Annotated in this window: 14 protein-coding genes and 4 pseudogenes; 4 read left to right on the top strand and 14 right to left on the bottom strand. The window is 66.5% G+C overall.

The window, feature by feature from the left end; all coding sequences use genetic code 11:
* Window positions 1–127: 127 nt before the first annotated feature.
* The 12 genes and pseudogenes from BAY1663_RS05255 to puuE all read right to left on the bottom strand — a co-directional run bounded on the left by BAY1663_RS05255 (window position 128) and on the right by puuE (window position 14,083).
* The gene (locus tag BAY1663_RS05255) at window positions 128–751 is read right to left on the bottom strand and encodes a TetR/AcrR family transcriptional regulator (RefSeq protein WP_037038390.1); all 624 of its coding nucleotides are present in this window, start codon (window positions 749–751) and stop codon (window positions 128–130) included.
* 123 nt (window positions 752–874) lie between these two features.
* Window positions 875–1,699, bottom strand: coding sequence for an outer membrane protein OmpK (locus BAY1663_RS05260; protein ID WP_037038391.1), 825 nt, complete (start codon window positions 1,697–1,699; stop codon window positions 875–877).
* A 101-nt stretch (window positions 1,700–1,800) separates the two neighbouring features.
* Window positions 1,801–3,309 carry a uracil-xanthine permease family protein gene (locus BAY1663_RS05265; protein WP_177325794.1) on the bottom strand — a complete coding sequence of 503 codons (1,509 nt, stop codon included), beginning with the start codon at window positions 3,307–3,309 and terminating at the stop codon, window positions 1,801–1,803.
* Window positions 3,310–3,569: 260 nt separating this feature from the next.
* On the bottom strand, window positions 3,570–6,314 hold the full coding sequence (locus BAY1663_RS05270) for a cation-transporting P-type ATPase (RefSeq protein WP_037038392.1): 2,745 nt from the start codon (window positions 6,312–6,314) through the stop codon (window positions 3,570–3,572).
* 115 nt (window positions 6,315–6,429) lie between these two features.
* Window positions 6,430–7,980: a cation:proton antiporter family protein gene (locus tag BAY1663_RS05275; protein ID WP_037038393.1), complete on the bottom strand. Its 1,551-nt coding sequence runs from the start codon at window positions 7,978–7,980 to the stop codon at window positions 6,430–6,432.
* Window positions 7,981–8,117: 137 nt separating this feature from the next.
* Window positions 8,118–9,464 carry a nucleobase:cation symporter-2 family protein gene (locus tag BAY1663_RS05280; protein WP_037038394.1) on the bottom strand — a complete coding sequence of 449 codons (1,347 nt, stop codon included), beginning with the start codon at window positions 9,462–9,464 and terminating at the stop codon, window positions 8,118–8,120.
* Between the two features lie 139 nt (window positions 9,465–9,603).
* Window positions 9,604–10,826, bottom strand: a pseudogene (locus BAY1663_RS05285) (urate hydroxylase PuuD).
* An 88-nt stretch (window positions 10,827–10,914) separates the two neighbouring features.
* The gene (locus BAY1663_RS05290; protein WP_037038395.1) at window positions 10,915–11,427 is read right to left on the bottom strand and encodes an ureidoglycolate lyase; all 513 of its coding nucleotides are present in this window, start codon (window positions 11,425–11,427) and stop codon (window positions 10,915–10,917) included.
* Between the two features lie 138 nt (window positions 11,428–11,565).
* Complete coding sequence (gene alc / locus BAY1663_RS25000; protein WP_371257588.1) at window positions 11,566–12,246, bottom strand: allantoicase; 681 nt, start codon at window positions 12,244–12,246, stop codon at window positions 11,566–11,568.
* Window positions 12,130–12,560 (bottom strand): annotated as a pseudogene (locus tag BAY1663_RS25005) (allantoicase); the annotation flags it as partial. The pseudogene BAY1663_RS25005 and the gene alc, both read right to left, overlap by 117 nt.
* 79 nt (window positions 12,561–12,639) lie before the next feature.
* Window positions 12,640–13,155: a 2-oxo-4-hydroxy-4-carboxy-5-ureidoimidazoline decarboxylase gene (gene uraD / locus BAY1663_RS05300; protein ID WP_037038396.1), complete on the bottom strand. Its 516-nt coding sequence runs from the start codon at window positions 13,153–13,155 to the stop codon at window positions 12,640–12,642.
* Window positions 13,152–14,083 (bottom strand): annotated as a pseudogene (gene puuE, locus BAY1663_RS05305) (allantoinase PuuE). The gene uraD and the pseudogene puuE overlap by 4 nt, the downstream one beginning before the upstream one ends.
* Window positions 14,084–14,361: 278 nt before the next feature.
* Here puuE and uraH point away from each other — a divergent pair.
* A complete protein-coding gene (gene uraH / locus BAY1663_RS05310) occupies window positions 14,362–14,715 on the top strand; it encodes a hydroxyisourate hydrolase (RefSeq protein WP_037038442.1) in 354 nt (117 codons plus the stop codon).
* A gap of 268 nt (window positions 14,716–14,983) precedes the next feature.
* On the opposite strand, the gene BAY1663_RS05315 is transcribed toward uraH, so the two are convergent.
* Together BAY1663_RS05315 and BAY1663_RS05320 are read right to left on the bottom strand one after the other, a co-directional pair.
* On the bottom strand, window positions 14,984–15,610 hold the full coding sequence (locus BAY1663_RS05315) for a LysE family translocator (RefSeq protein WP_037038397.1): 627 nt from the start codon (window positions 15,608–15,610) through the stop codon (window positions 14,984–14,986).
* Between the two features lie 78 nt (window positions 15,611–15,688).
* Window positions 15,689–17,035, bottom strand: a complete 1,347-nt coding sequence (locus tag BAY1663_RS05320; RefSeq protein ID WP_037038443.1) for an NCS2 family permease — start codon at window positions 17,033–17,035, stop codon at window positions 15,689–15,691.
* Window positions 17,036–17,406: 371 nt separating this feature from the next.
* Between BAY1663_RS05320 and BAY1663_RS05325 the strand changes: the two genes are divergently transcribed.
* The 3 genes and pseudogenes from BAY1663_RS05325 to BAY1663_RS05335 all read left to right on the top strand — a co-directional run bounded on the left by BAY1663_RS05325 (window position 17,407) and on the right by BAY1663_RS05335 (window position 19,895).
* A complete protein-coding gene (locus tag BAY1663_RS05325; RefSeq protein WP_037038398.1) occupies window positions 17,407–18,162 on the top strand; it encodes a GntR family transcriptional regulator in 756 nt (251 codons plus the stop codon).
* A 199-nt stretch (window positions 18,163–18,361) separates the two neighbouring features.
* On the top strand, window positions 18,362–19,036 hold the full coding sequence (locus BAY1663_RS05330) for a metal ABC transporter ATP-binding protein (RefSeq protein WP_037038444.1): 675 nt from the start codon (window positions 18,362–18,364) through the stop codon (window positions 19,034–19,036).
* Window positions 19,036–19,895 (top strand): annotated as a pseudogene (locus BAY1663_RS05335) (metal ABC transporter permease). The gene BAY1663_RS05330 and the pseudogene BAY1663_RS05335 overlap by 1 nt, the downstream one beginning before the upstream one ends.
* Window position 19,896 lies beyond the last annotated feature (1 nt).

The following is a 19,896-nucleotide window of genomic DNA, read 5'->3' on the forward strand; positions in this document are numbered from 1 at the left end:
GGAAGTATCAGCACACTCGATAATCGATTTAACGACAAACTTCCAGACAAACCGAACAGCAGCACCATCACCCAATCTTGCCAGTCCGATATCGAGCCTCTTTTTATGGCTGCAAGCACCGGGAGGCTCAGTCGGGCGCGGCGGTGTCACTCACCTCGCAGCCTTTGATCACCATGCGGATGATGGTCTCGGCAGCGGCGTTGTAATCGGCGTCGTCGAGGCGGGCCTTGCCGGTGACGGTGCTGATCTGCCAGTCGAAATCGGCGTAGGTTTGGGTCGCTGCCCAGATGCTGAACAGCAGGTGATGCGGGTCGACGTCGGCCATCAGGCCCTGGTCGATCCAGCACTGGATGCAGGCGATGTTGTGCGCAGCCTGGGCATTGAGCTGCGCGGTGCGCTCCGGCGACAGGTGCGGGGCGCCGTGCATGATCTCGCTGGCGAACACCTTGGATGCACAGGCGTGATCGCGGGAGATGCGGATCTTGGTGCGGATGTAGGCCCGTAGCACCTCGGCCGGATGGCCCGGCTGGTTGAACGGGGCCGAGGCTTCGAGCAGCGGCTCGACGATGCTTTCCAGTACCTCGCGATAGAGGTTTTCCTTGGACTTGAAGTAGTAGTAGACGTTGGGCTTGGGCAGCCCGGCGCGGGCGGCGATGTCGCTGGTCTTGGTGGCGGCGAAGCCCTTCTCGGCGAATTCCTCGCTGGCGGCTTTCAGGATCAGCTCTTTGTTGCGCTCACGGATACTGGACATAGGGCCTTTTCGCTGGCTGCCGTCGCTTGCCGACGACCGCCGGCATGCTAGCACCGGCTTCGCGAGACGCTCAACCCAGCGCCGGGCGGCGGGCGAAGGGGGCTGGCCCCTTCGCCGTGACGCTTAGAAGTGCGCCTTGACGATGGCGCTGAAGGTGTTCTGGTCGGTCTTGCCAACGAAGTTGCGGCTGACGTAGCCACCGTCTTCGATGCCGTACTTGTCCGACCAGTAGTCGTACTCGATACCGACGTAGAGCTTGCCCGGTGTGTAGTCCAGCGCCTTGCCCAGGTCGTACTTGATCTGCGGCACGATGTGCAGGTTCTTCGAGAGGAAGTCGCCACGCGACTCGGAGCCGGCGTCGTTGACCACCCAGTCGATGAAGCCGTCGAAGAGGATGTCGGACTTGCCGACCGGGAAGGTCATGGCCCAGGTCGGGGTGACCTGCCACTGGCCGGAGGCGCGCCCGGTTGAGCCATCGGGCTTGCGGTAGTAGAGGTTGAGGGCGAAGCGGTCGAAGCCGGGCAGCTCCAGGTCCACCGCCGGGCCGAGCAGGTAGTTCTGGTTCGGCACGCCGTCGGCCGAGCTTTCGCCGCGTTCGTAGGTGGCGGCGACCAGCACGTCCTTGACCGGGCCGAACGACAGCTCGCGGCCGCTGATCTTGCCCAGCGACAGGCGCGGGCTGAATTCGCCGTAGTAGGTGTGGCCGTCGTTACCGCTGACGCCGTTGAACCAGATGTTGTCGACGAACAGGAACATGTCGCCCCAGGCCCAGCCGCTGGCGTGCTCGAAGGTGACGGTCTGCTGGGTGTCCGGGTCGATCTTGTAGTCCTTGCCGTACAGGTAGGTCAGGCTGTTGTCCTGCCAGTGCAGCAGGTCGCCGGCCAGCGCCGGGGTCGCGATCAGGGCGCCGCTGAGGGCGAGGCAGAGTGGGGCAGTCTTCAGTTGCATGTGGAGGGTTCCTGTGTGTTTTTTTATCGGGCGAGGCCGAGCGCGACCGGGCGCGTATTCTGGGCGAAGGTCGCGGCGGCGGGAAGCGAGGCGTGCGCCGTTCAGCCGGTGGAATCGGCCCTGGCGGCCTGTGGCATGGCGTCGCGGCGGTGGCCGTCGTGCTCCCGGTAATCGGGGATGTTCACCGACAGGGTGTTGGTGCCCACGGCATCCTCGATCAGCTCTTCGGGGTCGAAGACGTCCTCTTCGCCCGGCTCACGCGGCAGGAAGAGATTGAGCAGGATCGCGCTGAAGGCGCCGATGGTAATCGGCGAGCCGAAAATATTCTTCAATACTTCAGGCAGATGACTGAGCACCTCGGGTACCGCCGCGACGCCGAGCCCGAGGCCCAGCGAGATCGAGACGATGAGCATGTTGCGGCGGTTCAGGCCGGCTTCGGCGAGGATCTTGATGCCGGCGATGGCGACGGTGCCGAACATGATCAGCGTGGCGCCGCCGAGGACCGGCTTGGGCATCGCCTGCAGCACGCCACCCACCGCCGGAAACAGCGCCAGCAGGATCAGGATCGCCGCGATGTAGCGGCCGACGTGGCGGCTGGCGACCCCGGTCAGCTGGATCACGCCGTTGTTCTGGCTGAAGGTGGTCATCGGCAGGCTGTTGAATACCGCGGCGATCACCGAACTGCAGCCGTCGCCGAGAATGCCGCCCCTGATCCGCCGCAGGTACAGCGGGCCACGGACCGGCTGGCGCGAGATCATCGAATTGGCGGTCAGGTCCCCGGCGGTTTCCAGCGGGGTGATGAGGAAGATCACCGCGATCGGGATGAAGGCCATCCAGTCGAAGGCGAAGCCGAACCTGAACGGCTGCGGCACGCTGAACGTCGGCAGCGTGGCGAGGCTGGAGAAATCCACCAGGCCCATCAGCCAGGCGGCGAAATAGCCGATGGTCAGCGCGACGATCACCGCCGACAGCCGCAGCAGCGGCATGCCGAAGCGGTTGAGCACGATGATGGTGCCCAGCACCAGCCCGGCCAGCGCCAGGTTGCGCAAGGCGCCGGGGTCCTCGGCGCCGTAGCCGCCGGCGATGTCGGTCATCGAGACCTTGATCAGCGAGAGGCCCATCAGGCAGATGATGGTGCCGGTGACCACCGGGGTGATCACCCGCCGCAGTTTGTTGATGCACTGGCTGAAGGCGATCTCGACGAAGGCGGCGCAGAAGCCGATGCCGAACAGCGTGGCGAGGATGTCCTCGGGACTGCCGCCACGGCCCTTGACGATGAAGCCGGCCGCGAGGATGGCGCTGAGGAAGCCGAAGCTGGTGCCCTGCAGGCAGAGCATGCCGGCGCCGATGGGACCGATGCGCCTGGCCTGGATGAAGGTGCCGATGCCGGAGACGAACAGCGCCATGCTGACCAGGTAGGGCACGTACTGGCCGAGGCCGAGCACGCTGCCGATGATCAGGGTGGGGGTGATGATGCCGACGAAACTCGCCAGGACGTGCTGCACGGCGGCGAAGATGGCGGGAAGCGGGGCGGGCCGGTCCTCCAGCTGGTAGATGAGGTCCTGGTTCGCTTGCGGAGCGCTGCCGCTCCTGGTTTCGGTTGCGGTCATTGTTAAGCCTGCCATTTGTTGTTGTACGGTCATGGGCTTGCGAGGCTTCACGGCACCTCTTTCGCTGGCCGCCGAAACCTGTTCGGTCGGTCAGGATGTTCGGACTATAGCAATCTGTAGACAGGCTAATAAACAATTAATTTTAATATTGTGCACAATTTTTATGCGCCGCTGGCCGCTCGGTGACGGGGGATTGACGCCCGTTGCGAAGCCGGACCGGAGCGTGCCGTCCGGCTTCGAACAGGGCCGCCGCGCGCGGCTCAGCGTGCACCGGCCGGTGCTATTCGCGCGGCCAGCGGCGTATGGCGGATCACCAGCTTTTCCAGTTCCGCCATGGCGAACACCAGCAGGCCGGCGCAGACCACCTGGCCCCACTGCAGCGGCGACAGAGCGGTCGAAGCGAAGATCGACTGCATGAGCGGCGCGTGGGTGAAGGCCAGTTGCAGGGGAATGCAGGCGGCGATGGCCAGCAGCACGTAGGGATTGCCCGTCAGGCCCTGGCGGTTGACGACCGAGGCGAGGATCGAGCGGCTGTTGAGCAGGTAGAACATCTCCGCCATCACCACCGCATTGACCGCCATGGTGCGCGCCGCCTCGACGTTGCCGCTGCTGTGCATTTCCCAGAGGAACAGGCCGAGGGCGCCGGTCATCATCAGCACCGACACCATCAGCACCCGCCAGACGAAGAAGCCCGACAGCAGGGCCTCGCCCGGCGGGCGCGGCCGGCGGCCCATGATGCCGCGTTCGGCCGGCTCGAAGGCCAGCGCCAGGCCCAGGGTGCTGGAGGTGACCATGTTGATCCACAGCACCTGCGCCGGCGTCAGCGGCAGGGTGAGTTCGAAGAGGATCGCCGCGATCACCACCAGCGCCTCGCCTCCGTTGGTGGGCAGCATGAACAGGATGAACTTCTTCAGGTTGTCGTAGACCGCGCGGCCTTCGCGCACGGCGGAGGCGATGGTGGCGAAGTTGTCGTCGGCGAGCACCATGTCCGCGGCCTCCTTGGCCGCCTCGGTGCCCTTCAGGCCCATGGCCACGCCGACGTCGGCGCGCTTGAGCGCCGGCGCATCGTTGACCCCGTCGCCGGTCATGGCCACCACCTGGCCGCCGTCCTGCAGGGCCTGCACCAGGCGCAGCTTGTGTTCCGGGCTGGCGCGGGCGAACACGTCGACGTCCATGGCGACCTGGCGCAGGGCGGCCTCGTCCATCAGCGCCACTTCGGCACCGGTCACCGCCGGCTTGCCGACGCCGATGGCGAGCTGGGCGCCGATGGCCCGCGCGGTCTCGGCGTGGTCGCCGGTGATCATCTTCACGCGGATACCGGCCCGATGGCATTCGTCCACCGCGACGATGGCCTCCTCGCGCGGCGGGTCGATGATGCCGACCAGTGCCAGCAGGGTGTAGCCGGTTTCGACGTCGGCGAAAGCCAGCTGGCCGTTCGCCGGCGCGGCGCGCTTGCAGGCCAGCGCCAGCAGGCGCAGGCCCTTGGCCGCGGTGTCGCTCGCCATGCGCCGCCAGTAGTCGCGGTCGATGGGCTGGTCGCCAGCATGGCCGGCCTGGCTGTCGCAGATGTCCAGGAGGCGTTCGGGCGCGCCCTTGACGAAGATCCAGGGCGCGCCGTCGCTATCATGGTGGTAGGAGGCCATGAAACGGTGCTGCGACTCGAAAGGAATCGAATCCAGCCGCGGCCAGGCGCCGTCGGCCACGTGCCGGCTGAAGCCGACCTTGCTGCCCAGCACCAGCAGCGCGCCCTCGGTGGGGTCGCCCATGACGCGCCACTGGTGGGCCTGCTGCTGGAGGTGGGCATCGTTGCACAGCACGCCGGTGCGGATCGCCAGCGCCAGCGCGGGGTAATGTTCGGGATCGACGATCTTGTCGTCGAGGCGGCAATCGCCCACGGGCTCGTAGCCCACCCCGGAGACGTCGAATACGTGATCGGCGCTGACCACCCGCTGCACGGTCATCTCGTTGCGGGTGAGGGTGCCGGTCTTGTCGGAGCAGATCACCGTCACCGAGCCCAGGGTTTCCACCGCCGGCAGGCGCCGGATGATCGCGTTGCGCTGGGCCATGCGCTGCACGCCCAGGGCCAGGGTGACGGTCATGATCGCCGGCAGGCCCTCGGGAATCGCCGAGGCGGCCAGGGCCACCACCATCATGAACATGTCGGCGGCCGCATGGCCGCGCCAGAGCGTGCCGAGGACGAAGGTGGCGGCGGAGGCGGCCAGCACGGCAAAGGCCAGCCAGCGGCCGAAATGATCCACCTGGCGCAGCAATGGGGTGGTCAGGTTGCGGATGCCGGTGAGCATCTGGTTGATCTTGCCCAGCTCGGTCGCCGCGCCGGTGGCGACGACGATACCGGTCGCCTGGCCGAATACCACCAGCGTGCCGGAGTAGGCCATGCCGTAGCGATCGCCGAGCGGCGCGTCGGCGGCCACCGCCTCGGTGCCTTTTTCCACCGGCAGGGACTCGCCGGTGAGCGCGGCCTCCTCGACGCGCAGTTCCTTCACCTTCAGCAGGCGCAGGTCGGCCGGCACGCGGTCGCCGGAAACCAGCAGCACGCGGTCGCCCGGCACCAGCTCGGCGGCGTCTATCTGCCGGCGCTCGCCGCCGCGCACCACCGTGGCATGCGGCGAGAGCATGGCGCGGATGGCGTCCAGCGCGGCCTCGGCCTTGCCTTCCTGGATGAAGCCGATGATGGCATTGATCACCACGGCGGCGAGCAGCACGCCGGTATCGACCCAGTGGCCGAGGATGGCGGTGATCAGCGCCGCGCCGAGCATCACGTAGAGCAGGATGTTGTGGAACTGCATCAGCAGCCGCATCAGCGTGCTGCGGCGCTTGGACGGGGTGAGGCGGTTGGGACCGTACTGGCCGATGCGCCGCGCCACTTCGTCGTCCGCCAGCCCGGCCGGGCCGCTTTGCAACTGCGTTTCGACTCCGGCGGCCGGCAGGGTGTGCCAGCTCGGTTGCGACTGTTCGCGGGGGCGGGTGGTCGAGCGGTCGGGCATGGCCGGCGCCTCTGGATGGTCCGATGCCGTCGAAGCTTACCCAAGTGCTTGCCGGCCGGCACGATCTGCGGCCGCCGTTGTGTTTCCGAACAATGCAATCGTCCCGGCGCGGCGCTCAGGCCTGCGGCTGCAGCTCCCGGGCGACGTTCTCGGCCAGGCCGGTGCCGGCCTCGGTCATGGTCAGGTAGGTGTGGTCCGCGCCGGCGGCCTGGATGCGCAGGGCGATGTCCTCGTACATGGCATGGGACACGATCAGGCCCTTGAAGCCGATGGCGCGCAGCTTGGTGGTGGAAATGATCTTGGCCTCGGGATCGTTCATCGCCAGCACCACGGCCTGCACGTCGTTCATCGCCAGGTTCTGCCAGAACAGCTGGTCTTCGGCATCGGCGAAGAACACGTTGCGGCCTTCCTTGGCGTTGCGCTCCACCATCACCGGGTCGGAGTCCAGGCTGGCCAGGCGGAAGCCCTTGCGCTGCAGGTGATCGTAGGCGGCGCGTCCGGTACGACCCATGCCCATCACCAGGATCTGCGCGCAGCCCAGCGACACCGGCTGTTCGTCGGGGTGGCGGATGTCGCGCTCCAGCGGGATCAGCCGCTTGGCCAGGCGCTCGTACAGTGGGTGGGCGACGCGGTTGAGCTGCGCCGAAATCACGAACGACAGTGCCACGCTGATCGCCAGCGGCGTCAGCCACTGCGGCAGCACCACGCTGGCGACGATCAGGCCGAACTCGCTGTAGTTGGTCAGGCTCGCGGCGCTGAGGAAGGCGCTGCGCGCACGCAGGCGGAAGCTGAGGAAGAGGAAGAAGAACAGCACGCCCTTGAGTGGAAGCAGCAGCGCCACCACGGCGGCGAAGATCATCGCGTTGGCATCCGGCAGGCCGCCGATGCCGATCTGCAGGAAAAACCCGACCAGGAAGACTTCCTTGATCGCCCACAGCGAATTGGACAGCTCGGTGGCGCGCGGATGCTTGGCGAGCATGGCGCCGAAGGCCAGGGCGCCGAGTTCCGAGCTCAGCCCGACCGCCTCGAATCCCGCGCCGCCGACCACCAGCGCCAGCATCAGGCCGAGCAGGACCAGCAGTTCCTCGTGGCCGCTGTGGTCGAGCAGGCGGAACAGCAGCGGCCGCAGCAGCGGCAGCAGGAACACCAGCAGCGCCCAGGCCGACGGGGTCTTGCCGCTGGCCAGGCTCATCACCACCAGGGCGATCAGGTCCTGGATGATCAGTACGCCGATCGCCACCCGGCCGTGGAAGGCGCGCAGTTCACGCTTGCCCTCCAGCACCTTGGCCGCCAGCACGGTACTGGAAAAGGACAGGCCGATGGCCAGCAGCAGGCTGTCCTGCCAGCTGGCATCGAAGAACAGCACGATCGCCGGCAGCACCAGCACGCTGGAAATGGCGAAGTGCAGCAGGCTGCCGCCGATCACCTCGCGGCGCACCAGGTTGCCCAGCTTGAGCTTGAGGCCGACGGTGAACAGCAGCAGGAGCACGCCGAGGTGCGCCAGGTGCTGGAGAATCACACCGTCCTGCTTGCCCACGCCGACATGTTCGCCGATCGCGGCCAGGGCGAAGCCGGCGCCCAGATAGCCGATCAGCGGCGGCAGGCCGATGGCACGGGCGAATAGGCCCAGGGTGAAGGCGAAGGCGATCCAGCTGGCTTCTAACATCGGTGGCATCCGGCAGGGCAGGGGCGGCGCATTTTAGCCAAGCCGGCATGACAACGGGCGATCGAACGCAATCGGCCCGGTAAAAAGGACGAGGCCCGCGCGATGGCGGGCCTCTGGCCTGCGACGAATGCGCAGTCTCAGCGATGACCCGCGCTGGCGCCCGTCAGCGCGCCGCGCTCGGCGCCGCCGAGCACGTTGAACAGCAGGTTGAGGGTCACCGCGCTGAGGGTGGCCACGGCGATGCCGCTGTGGGTGATCGGTTCCATCCAGTGCGGCAGCTGGGCAAAGAATTCCGGGCGCACCACCGGCACCATGCCCAGGCCGATGCTCACGGCGACCAGCAGCTGGTTGCGGCGATCGCCGATGTCGGCTTCCTGCAGGATCCTGATGCCGGTGGCCGCCACCATGCCGAACATCGCGATGCCGGCGCCGCCGAGCACGGCGGCCGGAATCGACGCGACCAGGAAGGCGGCCTTGGGCAGCAGGCTGAGGCTGACGAGGATCACCCCGGCCAGGGCGGTGACGTAGCGGCTGCGCACGCCGGTCATCTGCACCAGGCCGATGTTCTGCGCGAACGAGGAATGGGTGAAGGTGTTCATGAAACCGGCCAGGAAGGTGGCGCCGGCGTCGCACAGCAGGCCGCGGCGCAGGCGTTTGGGATCGATGCTCTCGCCGGTGATCTTGCCGAGCGCGAGGAACATGCCGGCCGACTCGACGAAGATGATCACCACCACCAGGCACATCGACAGGATCGGCGCGAGCGAGAACGTCGGCGCGCCGAAGTGGTTCGGCGCCACCACCTGCAGACTCGGTGCCTGGGCCAGCCCCGAGAGATCGACCATGCCCAGGCTGGCGGCCAGCACATAGCCCAGCGCCATGCCGATCAGCACCGAGACGTTGACCCAGAAGCCGCGCAGGAACTGGTTGATCAGCAGGATGGTGAGCAGCACCGCCGCGGCGATGCCGAGATAGTGCAGGGCGCCGAACTGCGACGCGCCGCTGCCGCCGCCTGCCCAGTTGACCGCCACTGGGAACAGCGAGAGGCCGATCGAGGTGATCACCGTGCCGGTCACCAGCGGCGGGAAGAAGCGCACGATCTTGCAGACGAAGGGCGCGATCAGCAGCCCGAACAGCCCGGCGGCGATGGTGGCGCCGAAGATGCCGGGCAGGCCGACGCCGGGCATGCCGGCCATGACCACCATGCTGCTCACCGCGGCGAAACTGGCGCCCATCATTACCGGCATGCGGATGCCGGCCGGGCCGATGCCCAGCGACTGCACCAGCGTGGCGATGCCGGCCACCAGCAGGTCGGCGTTGATCAGCAGGGCGATGTCCTCGCGGGGCAGGCCGGCCGCTTGGCCGACGATCAGTGGGACGGCGACGGCGCCGCCGTACATCAGCAGCACGTGCTGCAGGCTCACCAGGAGCAGTTGCAGGGGCGGCAGCCGGCGCGAGGCGCCGGCCGGCTCGTTGACGTCGTTCATGCAAAACACCTCGGGCGATTCTTGTTGTTGGCGGTCGCGATAGCCCCCTCTCGGAGGGGCCGGGTATTTCGTTGTGCGGTCGTGTTGGCTCTTGTTGGAAGGGGGCGGGCCGTACCCGTGGGAGAACGGCCCGGCGGCGTCAGTCGATGCTGGCGCCCTTGGCGATCCAGCTGGCGAGCAGGTCGCGCTCGTCCTGGGTCATCTGGGTGATGTTGCCCAGCGGCATGATCTGGCTGGCGACGCTCTGCGCGTGGATCTTCGGTGCCAACTGGCGGATCTGCTGCGGCGTATCGAACATCACCCCGGCCGGCGCGGCGCTGAACATCGGGCTGCTCGGCTGCGCCGAGTGGCAGACGGTGCAGCGCTCGTGGATCACCTGGCTGACCTTGGCGAAGTCGTCGCTGCCCTGTTGCTGCGCGCTGCCGGCCGCCTGCGGGGTACTGGCGGCGACATCCGGCGCGGCGGGCTGGCGCACGGGCGAGGTGACGAAGGCCAGGCAGATCATGCCCACCGCGGCGGCCGGTAGCGCCCAGGCGAAGCGGTTGCTGTCATGGCGGGTGTTGAAGTAGTGCCGCGCCAGCACCGACAGCGCGCCGAGGGCGGCGAGGATCAGCCAGTTGTACTGGCTGCCGTAGGTGCTCGGGAAGTGGTTGCTGATCATGATGAACAGCACCGGCAGGGTGAAGTAGTTGTTGTGCCGCGAGCGCAGCAGGCCCTTGGCCGGCAGCACCGGATCGGGCGTGCGATTCTGCTCGATGGCCGCCACCAGCGCGCGCTGGGCCGGCATGATGATGCGGAACACGTTGCCGACCATGATGGTGCCGATCAGCGCGCCGGTGTGGATGTAGGCCGCGCGGCCGCTGAAGATCTGCGAGTAGCCCCAGCAGGCGGCGATCACCAGCACGAACAGCACCAGGCCGAGCAGGACCGGCGTCTTGCCCAGCGGCGAGTCGCAGAGCAGGTCGTAGATGAACCAGCCGACGATCAGCGAGCCGAAGCCGATGGCGATGGCGGCGGCCGGGGACAGCTCGCTGCCCGGCGCGATCAGGTAGAGGCTCGGGTTGAGGTAGTAGACCACCATCAGCAGGGCGACGCCCGAGAGCCAGGTGGTGTAGGCCTCCCACTTGAACCAGTGGAGGTTCTCCGGCATCTGCGGCGGGGCCAGCTTGTATTTCTCCAGGTGGTAGATGCCGCCACCGTGGATGGCCCAGAGGTCACCCGAGAGCCCTTCGCGAGGGTTGCTGCGGTTGAGGTTGTTCTCCAGCCAGACGAAATAGAAAGAGGCACCGATCCAGCGATGCCGACGATCATGTGAATCCAGCGAATACCCAGGTTCAGCCATTCGGTCAGATGTGCGTCCACTTTTGTTTACCTCTCGCACGGCCGGCGAAGCGGCCGCTGTTTCTTCTTGTGGGAACCGGCTCGAGCACGTCGCGGACGCGGCAGATGCTCAGCGCGATTCCGATTGGGGGTCGAGGAGAAGCTGTTCACTCTCCGTGAAGAAGTACTCGTCGCAGTTGTTGCCAGAACCGCTGCGATCGACCACCAGGAATTCATCCCGCTTTTCGATCGTCAGCACCGGGTGGTGCCAGACGCCGCGGTGGTAATTGACGCCCTGCCTGCCATTGCTGACGAATGCGCGGACGTGGCCCGGTACAGGTGCATCGCCAGGTGGCGCGACCACGACCAGAAAGGGGTGGCCGAGCAGCGGCACGAAGGCCTGGCTGCCCAGCGGATGGCGCTCCAGCATGCGGATGGCCAGCGGCATCTCGAGCGCCTCGGCGGCGAAGATGCTGATGATCGCGCGGTCTTCCGGCTGCGCGGTCTCCACCGTCGCCAGCTTGTGGTAGCGACGGGTGGAGCCGTTGTTGATCATGAAATACTCGCTGCCGTCGGTCTCGATGACGTCGCCGAAGGGGGCGAAGGCGTCCTTGGTCAGCGGTTCGATGGTCAATGTGCGCATGCTGTTCTCGTTGTCTGGAGGATGTAGGAGCGAGCTTGCTCGCGATCCTGGGTTGCGTCATTCGCGAGCAAGCTCGCTCCTACAGGGTTATGTGCCTACGCATGGAGCGGAATCTGACCGATGCCGCCGCCGTAGCCGTTAGCGCGCTACCTTGCCGAACAGGCGCAGCCGGCTGACGCCGCCGTCCGGGAAGATGTTCAGGCGCACGTGGGTCACCGGGCCGAGCGGGGCGATCTGCTCGGCAAACTCGTGCTCGGCGTGCATCTGCAGTTTCTGGCTCGGCAGCAGCTCGCGCCAGAACAGGCTCTGGGTCTCGATCTGGCTGTCGGTGCCGCCCTTGACGTAGGCCGCCTGGATCGAGCAGCTGTCCGGGTAGTTGCCCTTGAAGTGCAGGGTGTCGACGACGATGCGCTCGATCTCGCCCGGATGGCCGAGGGCGACGATCACCCAGTCGTTGCCCGGGGTGCGGCGGCGCGCGGTTTCCCAGCCGTCGCCCATGTTCTCGCCACGATTCGGGTTGAGGATGTTGCTCATGCGGCCGAAGTGCTCGTCGGAGCAGGCCAGGGCGCGACCGCCGTTGAGCGCGGCGGCCAGATCGACCTGCTGGTTGTCGCCGATGGCGCTCCAGTCGCGGAACGGGATGCCGTGCACGCGCAGGCGCGCCACGCCGCCATCCGGATAGATGTTGAAGCGCAGGTGGCTGATCGGCTGCTCGAAGGCGATCTCGTGGTAGTGATGGCTGTTGCCTGAAGCTCCACCGCCGGGAGGATTTCCGTCCAGACGGTGGCGTCGGTCGGGTCGCCCTCGGCGACGAAGCAGGCCTCCAGCGATGCCGACGGCGGGAAATTGCCGGTGAAGTGGCTGGTGTCGATGTCAACGCCCTTGATCCAGCCCGGCACGCCCAGGCGGATCACCGCGTGGTCGTAGCCCTCGAACCGCTTGCGGCGCGATTCCCAGCCGTCCATCCACTTGCCGTTGTCATCGAACACGCCCTCCTTCCATACGGCCGGCGTCGGCTGGAACAGCCGGTTGACGTCGGCGAACCAGTCGTCGGTGACGGAGATGGCGCGGGTGCCCAGGCGGGCGTCGGCCAGGTTGACGTATTTCTCGAAGGGTACGGCGTAAGCTTTCATCGCGATCTGCCTTGAGTTGAGTGGAGCGGTTTCTGCCTTTATTGCCTGTGTTGCGGTGTTGCCTGTTTGCCCGTTCCGGCTACATGGCCTGCAGTCGGAACAGGGCGATCTTGTTGATCTCGGCCAGCGCCGTGGCGAATTCCTGCGCGGGCGTGTTGTGGATGCGCTCCTCGAAGGCCGCCAGGATCTGGTGCCGGTTGCTGCCTTTCACCGCCTTGATGAAGGGGAAGCCGAACCGGGCCTTGTAGGCGTCGTTGAGTTCGGTGAAGCGGGCGAATTCCTCGGCGCTGCACTCATGGATGCCGGCGCCGGCCTGTTCCGAGGTGGAGGAGGCGGTGAGCTCGCCGCGGATGGCGGCCTTGCCGGCGAGGTCCGGGTGCGCGTTGATCAGCGCCAGTTGGGCCTCGTGCGGCGCGCCGAGGAGGACGTCGGCCATGCGCCGGTGCAGGGCGTCGATGTCGTCGAGGCTGGCGTCCACGCCGCGGTCGTAGGCCTGTTCGGCGACCCAGGGCGAGTGCTCGTAGATGTCGGCGAAGGCGGCGACGAACGCGTCGCGGTCGAGCTGGGACGGGGTCAGGGTCTGGAAGCGGCTCATTGTGCGCCCTCTTGCTTGAACGGGTGGGTGGCGTGCCAGTGGCGGGCGATATCGGCGCGGCGGGCGAACCAGACGCCGTCGTGGCCCTTCACGTAGTCGATGAAGCGCGCCAGCGCGGCGATGCGTGCCGGGCGGCCGAGCAGGCGGCAGTGCATGCCGATCGAGAGCATCTTCGGCGCGCCGTCGCAGCCTTCGGCGTAGAGCACGTCGAAGGCGTCCTTGAGGTAGGTGAAGAAGTCGTCGCCGCTGTTGAAGCCCTGCACCTGGGTGAAGCGCATGTCGTTGGTGTCCAGCGTGTAGGGGATCACCAGGTGCGGCTTGTCCGGGGTCGATTCCGGGTCCCAGTAGGCAGGTCGTCGTCGTAGGTGTCCGAGTCGTAGAGGAAGCCGCCTTCCTCGCGCACCAGGCGCCGGGTGTTGGGGCCGGTGCGCCCGGTGTACCAGCCGACCGGGCGTTCGCCGGTCAGCTCGGTGAGGATGCGGATGGCCTCGAGCATGTGCTCGCGCTCGGTGGCCTCGTCCATGTACTGGTAGTCGATCCAGCGGTAGCCGTGGCTGCAGATCTCGTGGCCGGCGGCGGCCATCGCGCGGATCACCTCCGGATGACGCTGGGCGGCCATGGCCACGGCGAAGATGGTCAGCGGGATATCGTGGCGCTCGAACAGCTTGAGCAGGCGCCAGACGCCGGCGCGGCTGCCGTATTCGTAGAGCGACTCCATGCTCATGTGGCGCACGCCCTGCAGCGGCTGCGCGGCGACCATCTCGGAGAGGAACGCCTCGGACTCCTTGTCGCCGTGCAACACGCAGCGCTCACCACCTTCCTCGTAATTGAGCACGAAGGACAGGGCGATGCGGGCCTCGCCCGGCCAATGCGGATGGGGAGGGTTGCTGGCGTAACCGATGAGATCGCGTGGGTAGTCGGCGCTCACTGTGATGCTTCCTGTGTGGCGGGTCGTGAAGGGGCGACCGGATGTTGAGATTGTATACAAAACGATTTGCGCTTTGTAAATAAGAAATTTGCCACCCGTTGCCTCCGCTTGTCCGGCGAGGCGCGCCAATCCACGTCGTCCGCCGCCGGAAAGCCCAGCAGGAAGCGGGCCAGCTCGTGTCTTTGCGATTGTGTACAAGATTATTATGAAATTGTCTTGAATGGCTGCGCGCGCATGCTATGCTCCAGCGCATTCCATCCATCGAAGCGGAGGTGCCCGTGGGCCGTTTGACCACACACGTACTGGATGCTGCCCACGGTTGTCCGGGCAGCGGTATCAAGGTCGAGCTGTATCGCGTCGAGGCGCAGGGCCTGGAACGGGTCGCCACGCGCGAAACCAATGCCGACGGTCGTTGCGACAGTCCGCTGCTCGAAGGCGACACCTATCGCTCGGGCGTCTACCAGCTGCAGTTCAGTGCGGGCGACTACTACCGCCGCCGTGGAACCGCACTGGCCGAGCCGGCGTTCCTCGACGTGGTGGTGCTGCGTTTCGGCATCGATGCCGGGCAGGAGCATTACCACGTGCCGCTGCTGATCTCGCCTTACAGCTATTCCACCTACCGGGGTAGTTGAATCCGTTTACCGTGCAACGACTCTCCCTGAGTCCCTTTACCCGCCCGCGTGGCGGGTTTTTTGTGGGGTGTGGTGGACTCAGGCTGGACGTATTCAACCCACCACGCGCACGGTGAAACCTTGTAGGCGCCCGCTTGCGGGCGATCCATCGCCGGCAAGGACTCGGCGTCCCCCCCCAGGCTCCTACGGGCCCGATGTGCACATGCTGTTTTTGCTCGCGAGATCGTGAACAGGCTCTGAGGCGATAGGTGGAAAAGCCCGGCGAGCCTTACCGGCTCAACAACGATGCCGCTCCCGCGCTCCCGAACAGTGCCGCACTGGTCCGGTTGAACCAGACATGCCCCTTGCCGGTGCGCAGATAGCGCGCCGCTCCCTGCGCGCCGAACCCGTAGGCCAGCTTGCAGCACAGGTCCAGCACCGCCCAGGTCACGATCATCACCAGCAGCTGCGGCAGCAACGGCTGCCCCGCGCTGAGGAACTGCGGCAGGAAGGCGGCGAAGAACAGGATGTCCTTCGGGTTGCTGCCACCGAGAATGAAGGCCCGGCCGAACAGCCGACCAAAGCGCGGGGCCAGCGCCGGGCTCTCGATCTCACGCGCCGCGGGTGCCTGGCGCGCCTCCTGCCAGCTCTGCCAGGCCAGGTAGAACAGGTACAGCGCACCGACCAGCTTGAGCGTGCTGAACAGCCGCTCCGAGGCCAGCAACAGCGCGCCGAGGCCCAGCGCCGAGGCGCTGAGCAGGGCGATGGAGGCTGTCACGCCGCCGAGGAAGGCCGGCCAGGAGCGGCGCACCCCGTAGGTCAGGCTGTTGCTGATCATCAACAGCGACAGCGGGCCGGGGATGAGGATCACCACCAGCGCCGCACCCGCGAACAACAGCCACATCTCCAGGGTCATGAGGGCCTCCTATAGCCAAAGCAAAAGCCCCACCGCGAGGCTGTGGGGCCGTGGTGAGCCGGGCGCTGCCGGCCCGGTTCAGAGAAACGCGAATTTGGCGATGAATATGACACAGAGCGCATACAGGCTGATCGACACCTTGTCGCGCTGGCCGGTCAGCAGCTTGAGCGTCGCATAGGTGAGAAAGCCCAGGGCGATGCCGTTGGCGATGGAAAAGGTCAGCGGCATCATCACCACGGTGACGATCGCCGGGATGGTGTCGGTGAGGTCTTCCCAGTCGATGTGCGCCATGCCGCTCATCATCAGCATCGCCACGTAGATCAGCGCGCCGGCGGTGGCGTAGGCGGGGATCATGCCGGCCAGCGGGGCGAAGAACATCGCGGCGAGGAACAGCACGCCGACGGTGATCGCGGTCAGCCCGGTGCGCCCGCCGGCGGCGACGCCCGAGGCGCTTTCCACGTAGCTGGTCACCGGCGGGCAACCGACGAAGGCGCCGACCACGCTGGAGGTGCTGTCGGCTTTCAGTGCGCGGGACAGGTTCTGGATCTTGCCGTCCGCGTCGACCAGCTGCGCACGGTGCGCCACGCCCATCAGCGTGCCGGCGGTGTCGAACATGTTCACGAAGAGGAAGGCGAGGATCACGCTGATCATCGCCACGTCGAGCGCGCCGGCGATGTCCATCGCCAGCCAGGTCGGTGCCAGGCTCGGCGGCATCGACACCAGACCGTTGTACTCCACCAGCCCCAGCGTCCAGCCGATGCCGGTGACCGCGAGCATGCTGACCAGAATCGCGCCGAACACGTTGCGGTGGCTGAGCACGGCGATCAGCAGGAAGCAGATCGCCGCCAGCAGCGCCGAGGGTTCGCCGAACGAGCCCATGGTCAGCAGCGTGGCCGGGCTGTCGACGACGATGCCGGCGGTCTTCAGGCCGATCAGCCCGAGGAACAGCCCGACCCCGGCGCCCATGGCGAAGCGCAGGCTCATGGGGATGCTGTTGAGCAGCCATTCGCGGATGCGCGACAGGCTCATGATCATGAACAGCACGCCGGAGATGAACACCGCACCGAGGGCGATCTGCCAGCTGTAGCCCATCTCGCCGACCACCGTGTAGGTGAAGAAGGCGTTCAGCCCCATGCCCGGCGCCAGGCCCACCGGCCAGTTGGCGTACAGGCCCATGAGGAAGCAGCCGAGCGCGGCGCCGATGCAGGTGGCGACGAACGCCGCGCCGTGATCGACGCCGGCGTCGGCCATGATGTTGGGGTTGACGAAGATGATGTAGGCCATGGTGACGAAGGTCGTCAGGCCGGCGAGCAGCTCGGTGCGGACGCTGGTGCGGTGCTCGCTGAGCCTGAAGAAGCGGTCGAGCCAGCCGGGTGCCTTGTGCTGCAGGTGCGCAGCCTTGTGTTCCTGCTTGATGCTTTCCACTGGGTGTTCCTCATCGTTCTTGTTGTCGATCACCCGGAGCGCAAGTACTCCCGAGGGGCGGGTGATGGTAGGCGCATCCTGTTCCGGTAGTTGACCGAAAGGTCAGAAATGCTCACTGGATTATGCGTTTGTATACAAAAAATGCAAACGATGAAACGGAATAAGCAGCCGTTTTGTCGGAAACACTGGTGTCGAGTCGCCATGTGGCAGCTATTCAGGGGCTTTAGCGGAAGTCCCAGGAAAGGCGTAAAAAGTTGATTGTGCACAATATATGCGACTTTTCTTTCGCTTTATTTTGCTCGGCGAACTGCCCGCCGCTGCGTGAACGCAGTAAAGTTCTGCCTTGCCGACACCTCATATGCGAGCCCCCGATGAACGAACAATTGCAGCCCCTGAAGAAGCCGGGCAAGACCGGCAAGACTCGCACCGGGACGCAGGACGATATCGTTTATGCGCACATCTTCGACGCCATCCTCGAGCAGCGCCTGGCACCGGGCACCAAGCTCAGCGAGGAAGCGCTGGGGGAAATCTTCGGCGTCAGCCGCACCATCATCCGCCGCGCATTGTCGCGCCTGGCCCATGAAGGCGTGGTGCTGCTGCGGCCCAATCGTGGCGCGGTGGTCGCCAGCCCGAGCGTCGACGAGGCGCGGCAGATCTTCTTCGCCCGCCGCCTGGTGGAACGTGCGATCACCGAGCTGGCGGTGCAGCATGCCAGCGACGAACAGCTCGCCGAGCTGCGGCAGATGGTGACGGACGAGCGCGACTGCTTCGCCCGCGGCGACCGCGGCGCGGGCATCCGCCTGTCCGGCGAGTTCCACCTCAAGCTCGCCGAGGCGGCGAAGAATGCACCGCTGGTGAGTTTCCAGCGCAGCCTGGTGTCGCAGACCTCGCTGATCATCGCCCAGTACGAGAGCGGTAGCCGCTCGCATTGTTCCTACGACGAGCACAACGAACTGATCGATGCCATCGCCGCGCGCGACAGCGACCGGGCGGTGAGCCTGATGATGCATCACATGGATCACATCGACAGCAAGCTCAACCTCGAGGAAGACAGCGCCTCGAACGACCTGCACGCGGTCTTCTCGCACCTGACCCTGATGAAGAAGAAGGCGCGGACGGCCCGCTAGCCCGCGCTCCGCGGTTCCTCTCGGAGCCTCCCGCGAACTCATCGCGGTGCTCCGGATTCATCGGGTAGTCGCTTCGCATCAGCCTCCCGCCGCGCCACTTCGCGGTAGTACGCTTTGTTCGTAATGTTATGTTATAACTTCTATCTTCTGGCGATAAACCTTGCCACACATCGTATCGGGCGGCGCGGAGATGGAGTTTGTGATCGTGATCGAATGCCATGACTTGCAGTGGGGCGCCGGCGGGCGTGCGCTCACGCCGCCTCTCAACCTGCAACTGCCTGCCGGCAGTCTGACGGCGGTGATCGGCAACAACGGCGCGGGCAAGAGTGGCCTGCTGCGGGTATTGGCCGGGCTCGATCGCTCCCTGGCCGGTCACATTCGAATGAGCGTGGCGCGCCCGGGCGGTGTGGCCTATCTGCCGCAGCAGCAACAGATCGACCGGCAATTTCCGATACGTCTGCTGGAGCTGGTCAGGGGCGGTTTCTGGGGCAGTCGGCTCGGCCGTAGCGAACGCCAGGCGCGGCTACGTCAGGTACTGGCCGACTGGGGCTTGCTCGATCTGCAGACCCAGGGCCTGCACGCGCTGTCCGGTGGGGAACTGCAGCGGGCGCTGCTGGCCCGGATGAGCCTGACCGATGCGCAGGTACTGCTGCTCGACGAACCCGAGGCGGCACTCGACGAGACCGGTCTCGATCTGCTCTGGCAGCACCTCCGACGCTGGCAGCAGCAAGGCAGAACGCTGGTGCTGGTCAGCCACAACCTCGACAGCCTTCGGGAGAAGCGCTGCAACGCACTGCGTATCGCGCGCAACGGCTGCGTCGCAGCGCCGATCGATCAGCTACTCGATCGTGATCCGCTCGGGCGAGTGGCGTGATGGCCGATCTGCTCTGGAGCCCCTTTGCCGAGTTCGCCTTCATGCGCCGCGCGCTGCTCGGCGGCGTGGCGCTGGCCTGCAGCGCGGCGCCGCTGGGTGTCTTCCTGATCCTGCGGCGGATGAGTCTGATCGGCGATGCCATCGCCCACGGCATCCTGCCGGGTGCGGCGCTGGCATTCTGGCTGTTCGGTCTCAGCCTCCCGGCACTGACGCTCGGTGGCCTGACCGCCGGGCTCGGCATGGCCGGCGCAGCGGCCTGGGTCAGCCGCCGTACCGGCTTGCGCGAAGACGCCAGCCTCGCCGCGCTTTATCCCATTTCGCTGGCCAGCGGCGTGCTGCTGCTCGGCCTGGCGGGACGCAAGCTCGACCTCTTGCACCTGCTGTTTGGCTCCGCGCTGGCCGTGGACGCCGACACCCTCAGCGGCATGCTCGCCACGGCGGCGTTCAGCTGCTGGTGCTGGCACTGATCTACCGCGCCCTGGCGCTGGACAGCCTGGACCCGTTGTTCCTGCGCAGCGTCAGCCGAATCGGGCCATTGGCCCATGCGGGCTTTCTGACACTGGTGGTGCTCAACCTGGTGATCGGCTTCCAGGCCATCGGTGCGCTGATGGTGGTGGGGCTGATGATGCTGCCGGCTGCGGCCGCGCGCTTCTGGAGCCGACGCCTGCCCGTCCTGTTGCCGCTGGCGGCGCTGCTGGGCGCCCTGTGCGTATGGCTGGGGCTGCTGCTGTCGTTCTACGCCAGCCTGCCCAGCGGGCCGTGCATCGTGCTGCTGGCGGGGGTGTTCTACCTGATTTCAGTCGTTGCGGGCCCGGTATATGGCCTGCTGCGTTCGCGCGCTTCAATCCAGACCGTCTGAG

Source organism: Pseudomonas sp. BAY1663 (assembly GCF_000582595.1).
GTDB classification, from domain to species: domain Bacteria; phylum Pseudomonadota; class Gammaproteobacteria; order Pseudomonadales; family Pseudomonadaceae; genus Stutzerimonas; species Stutzerimonas stutzeri_AF.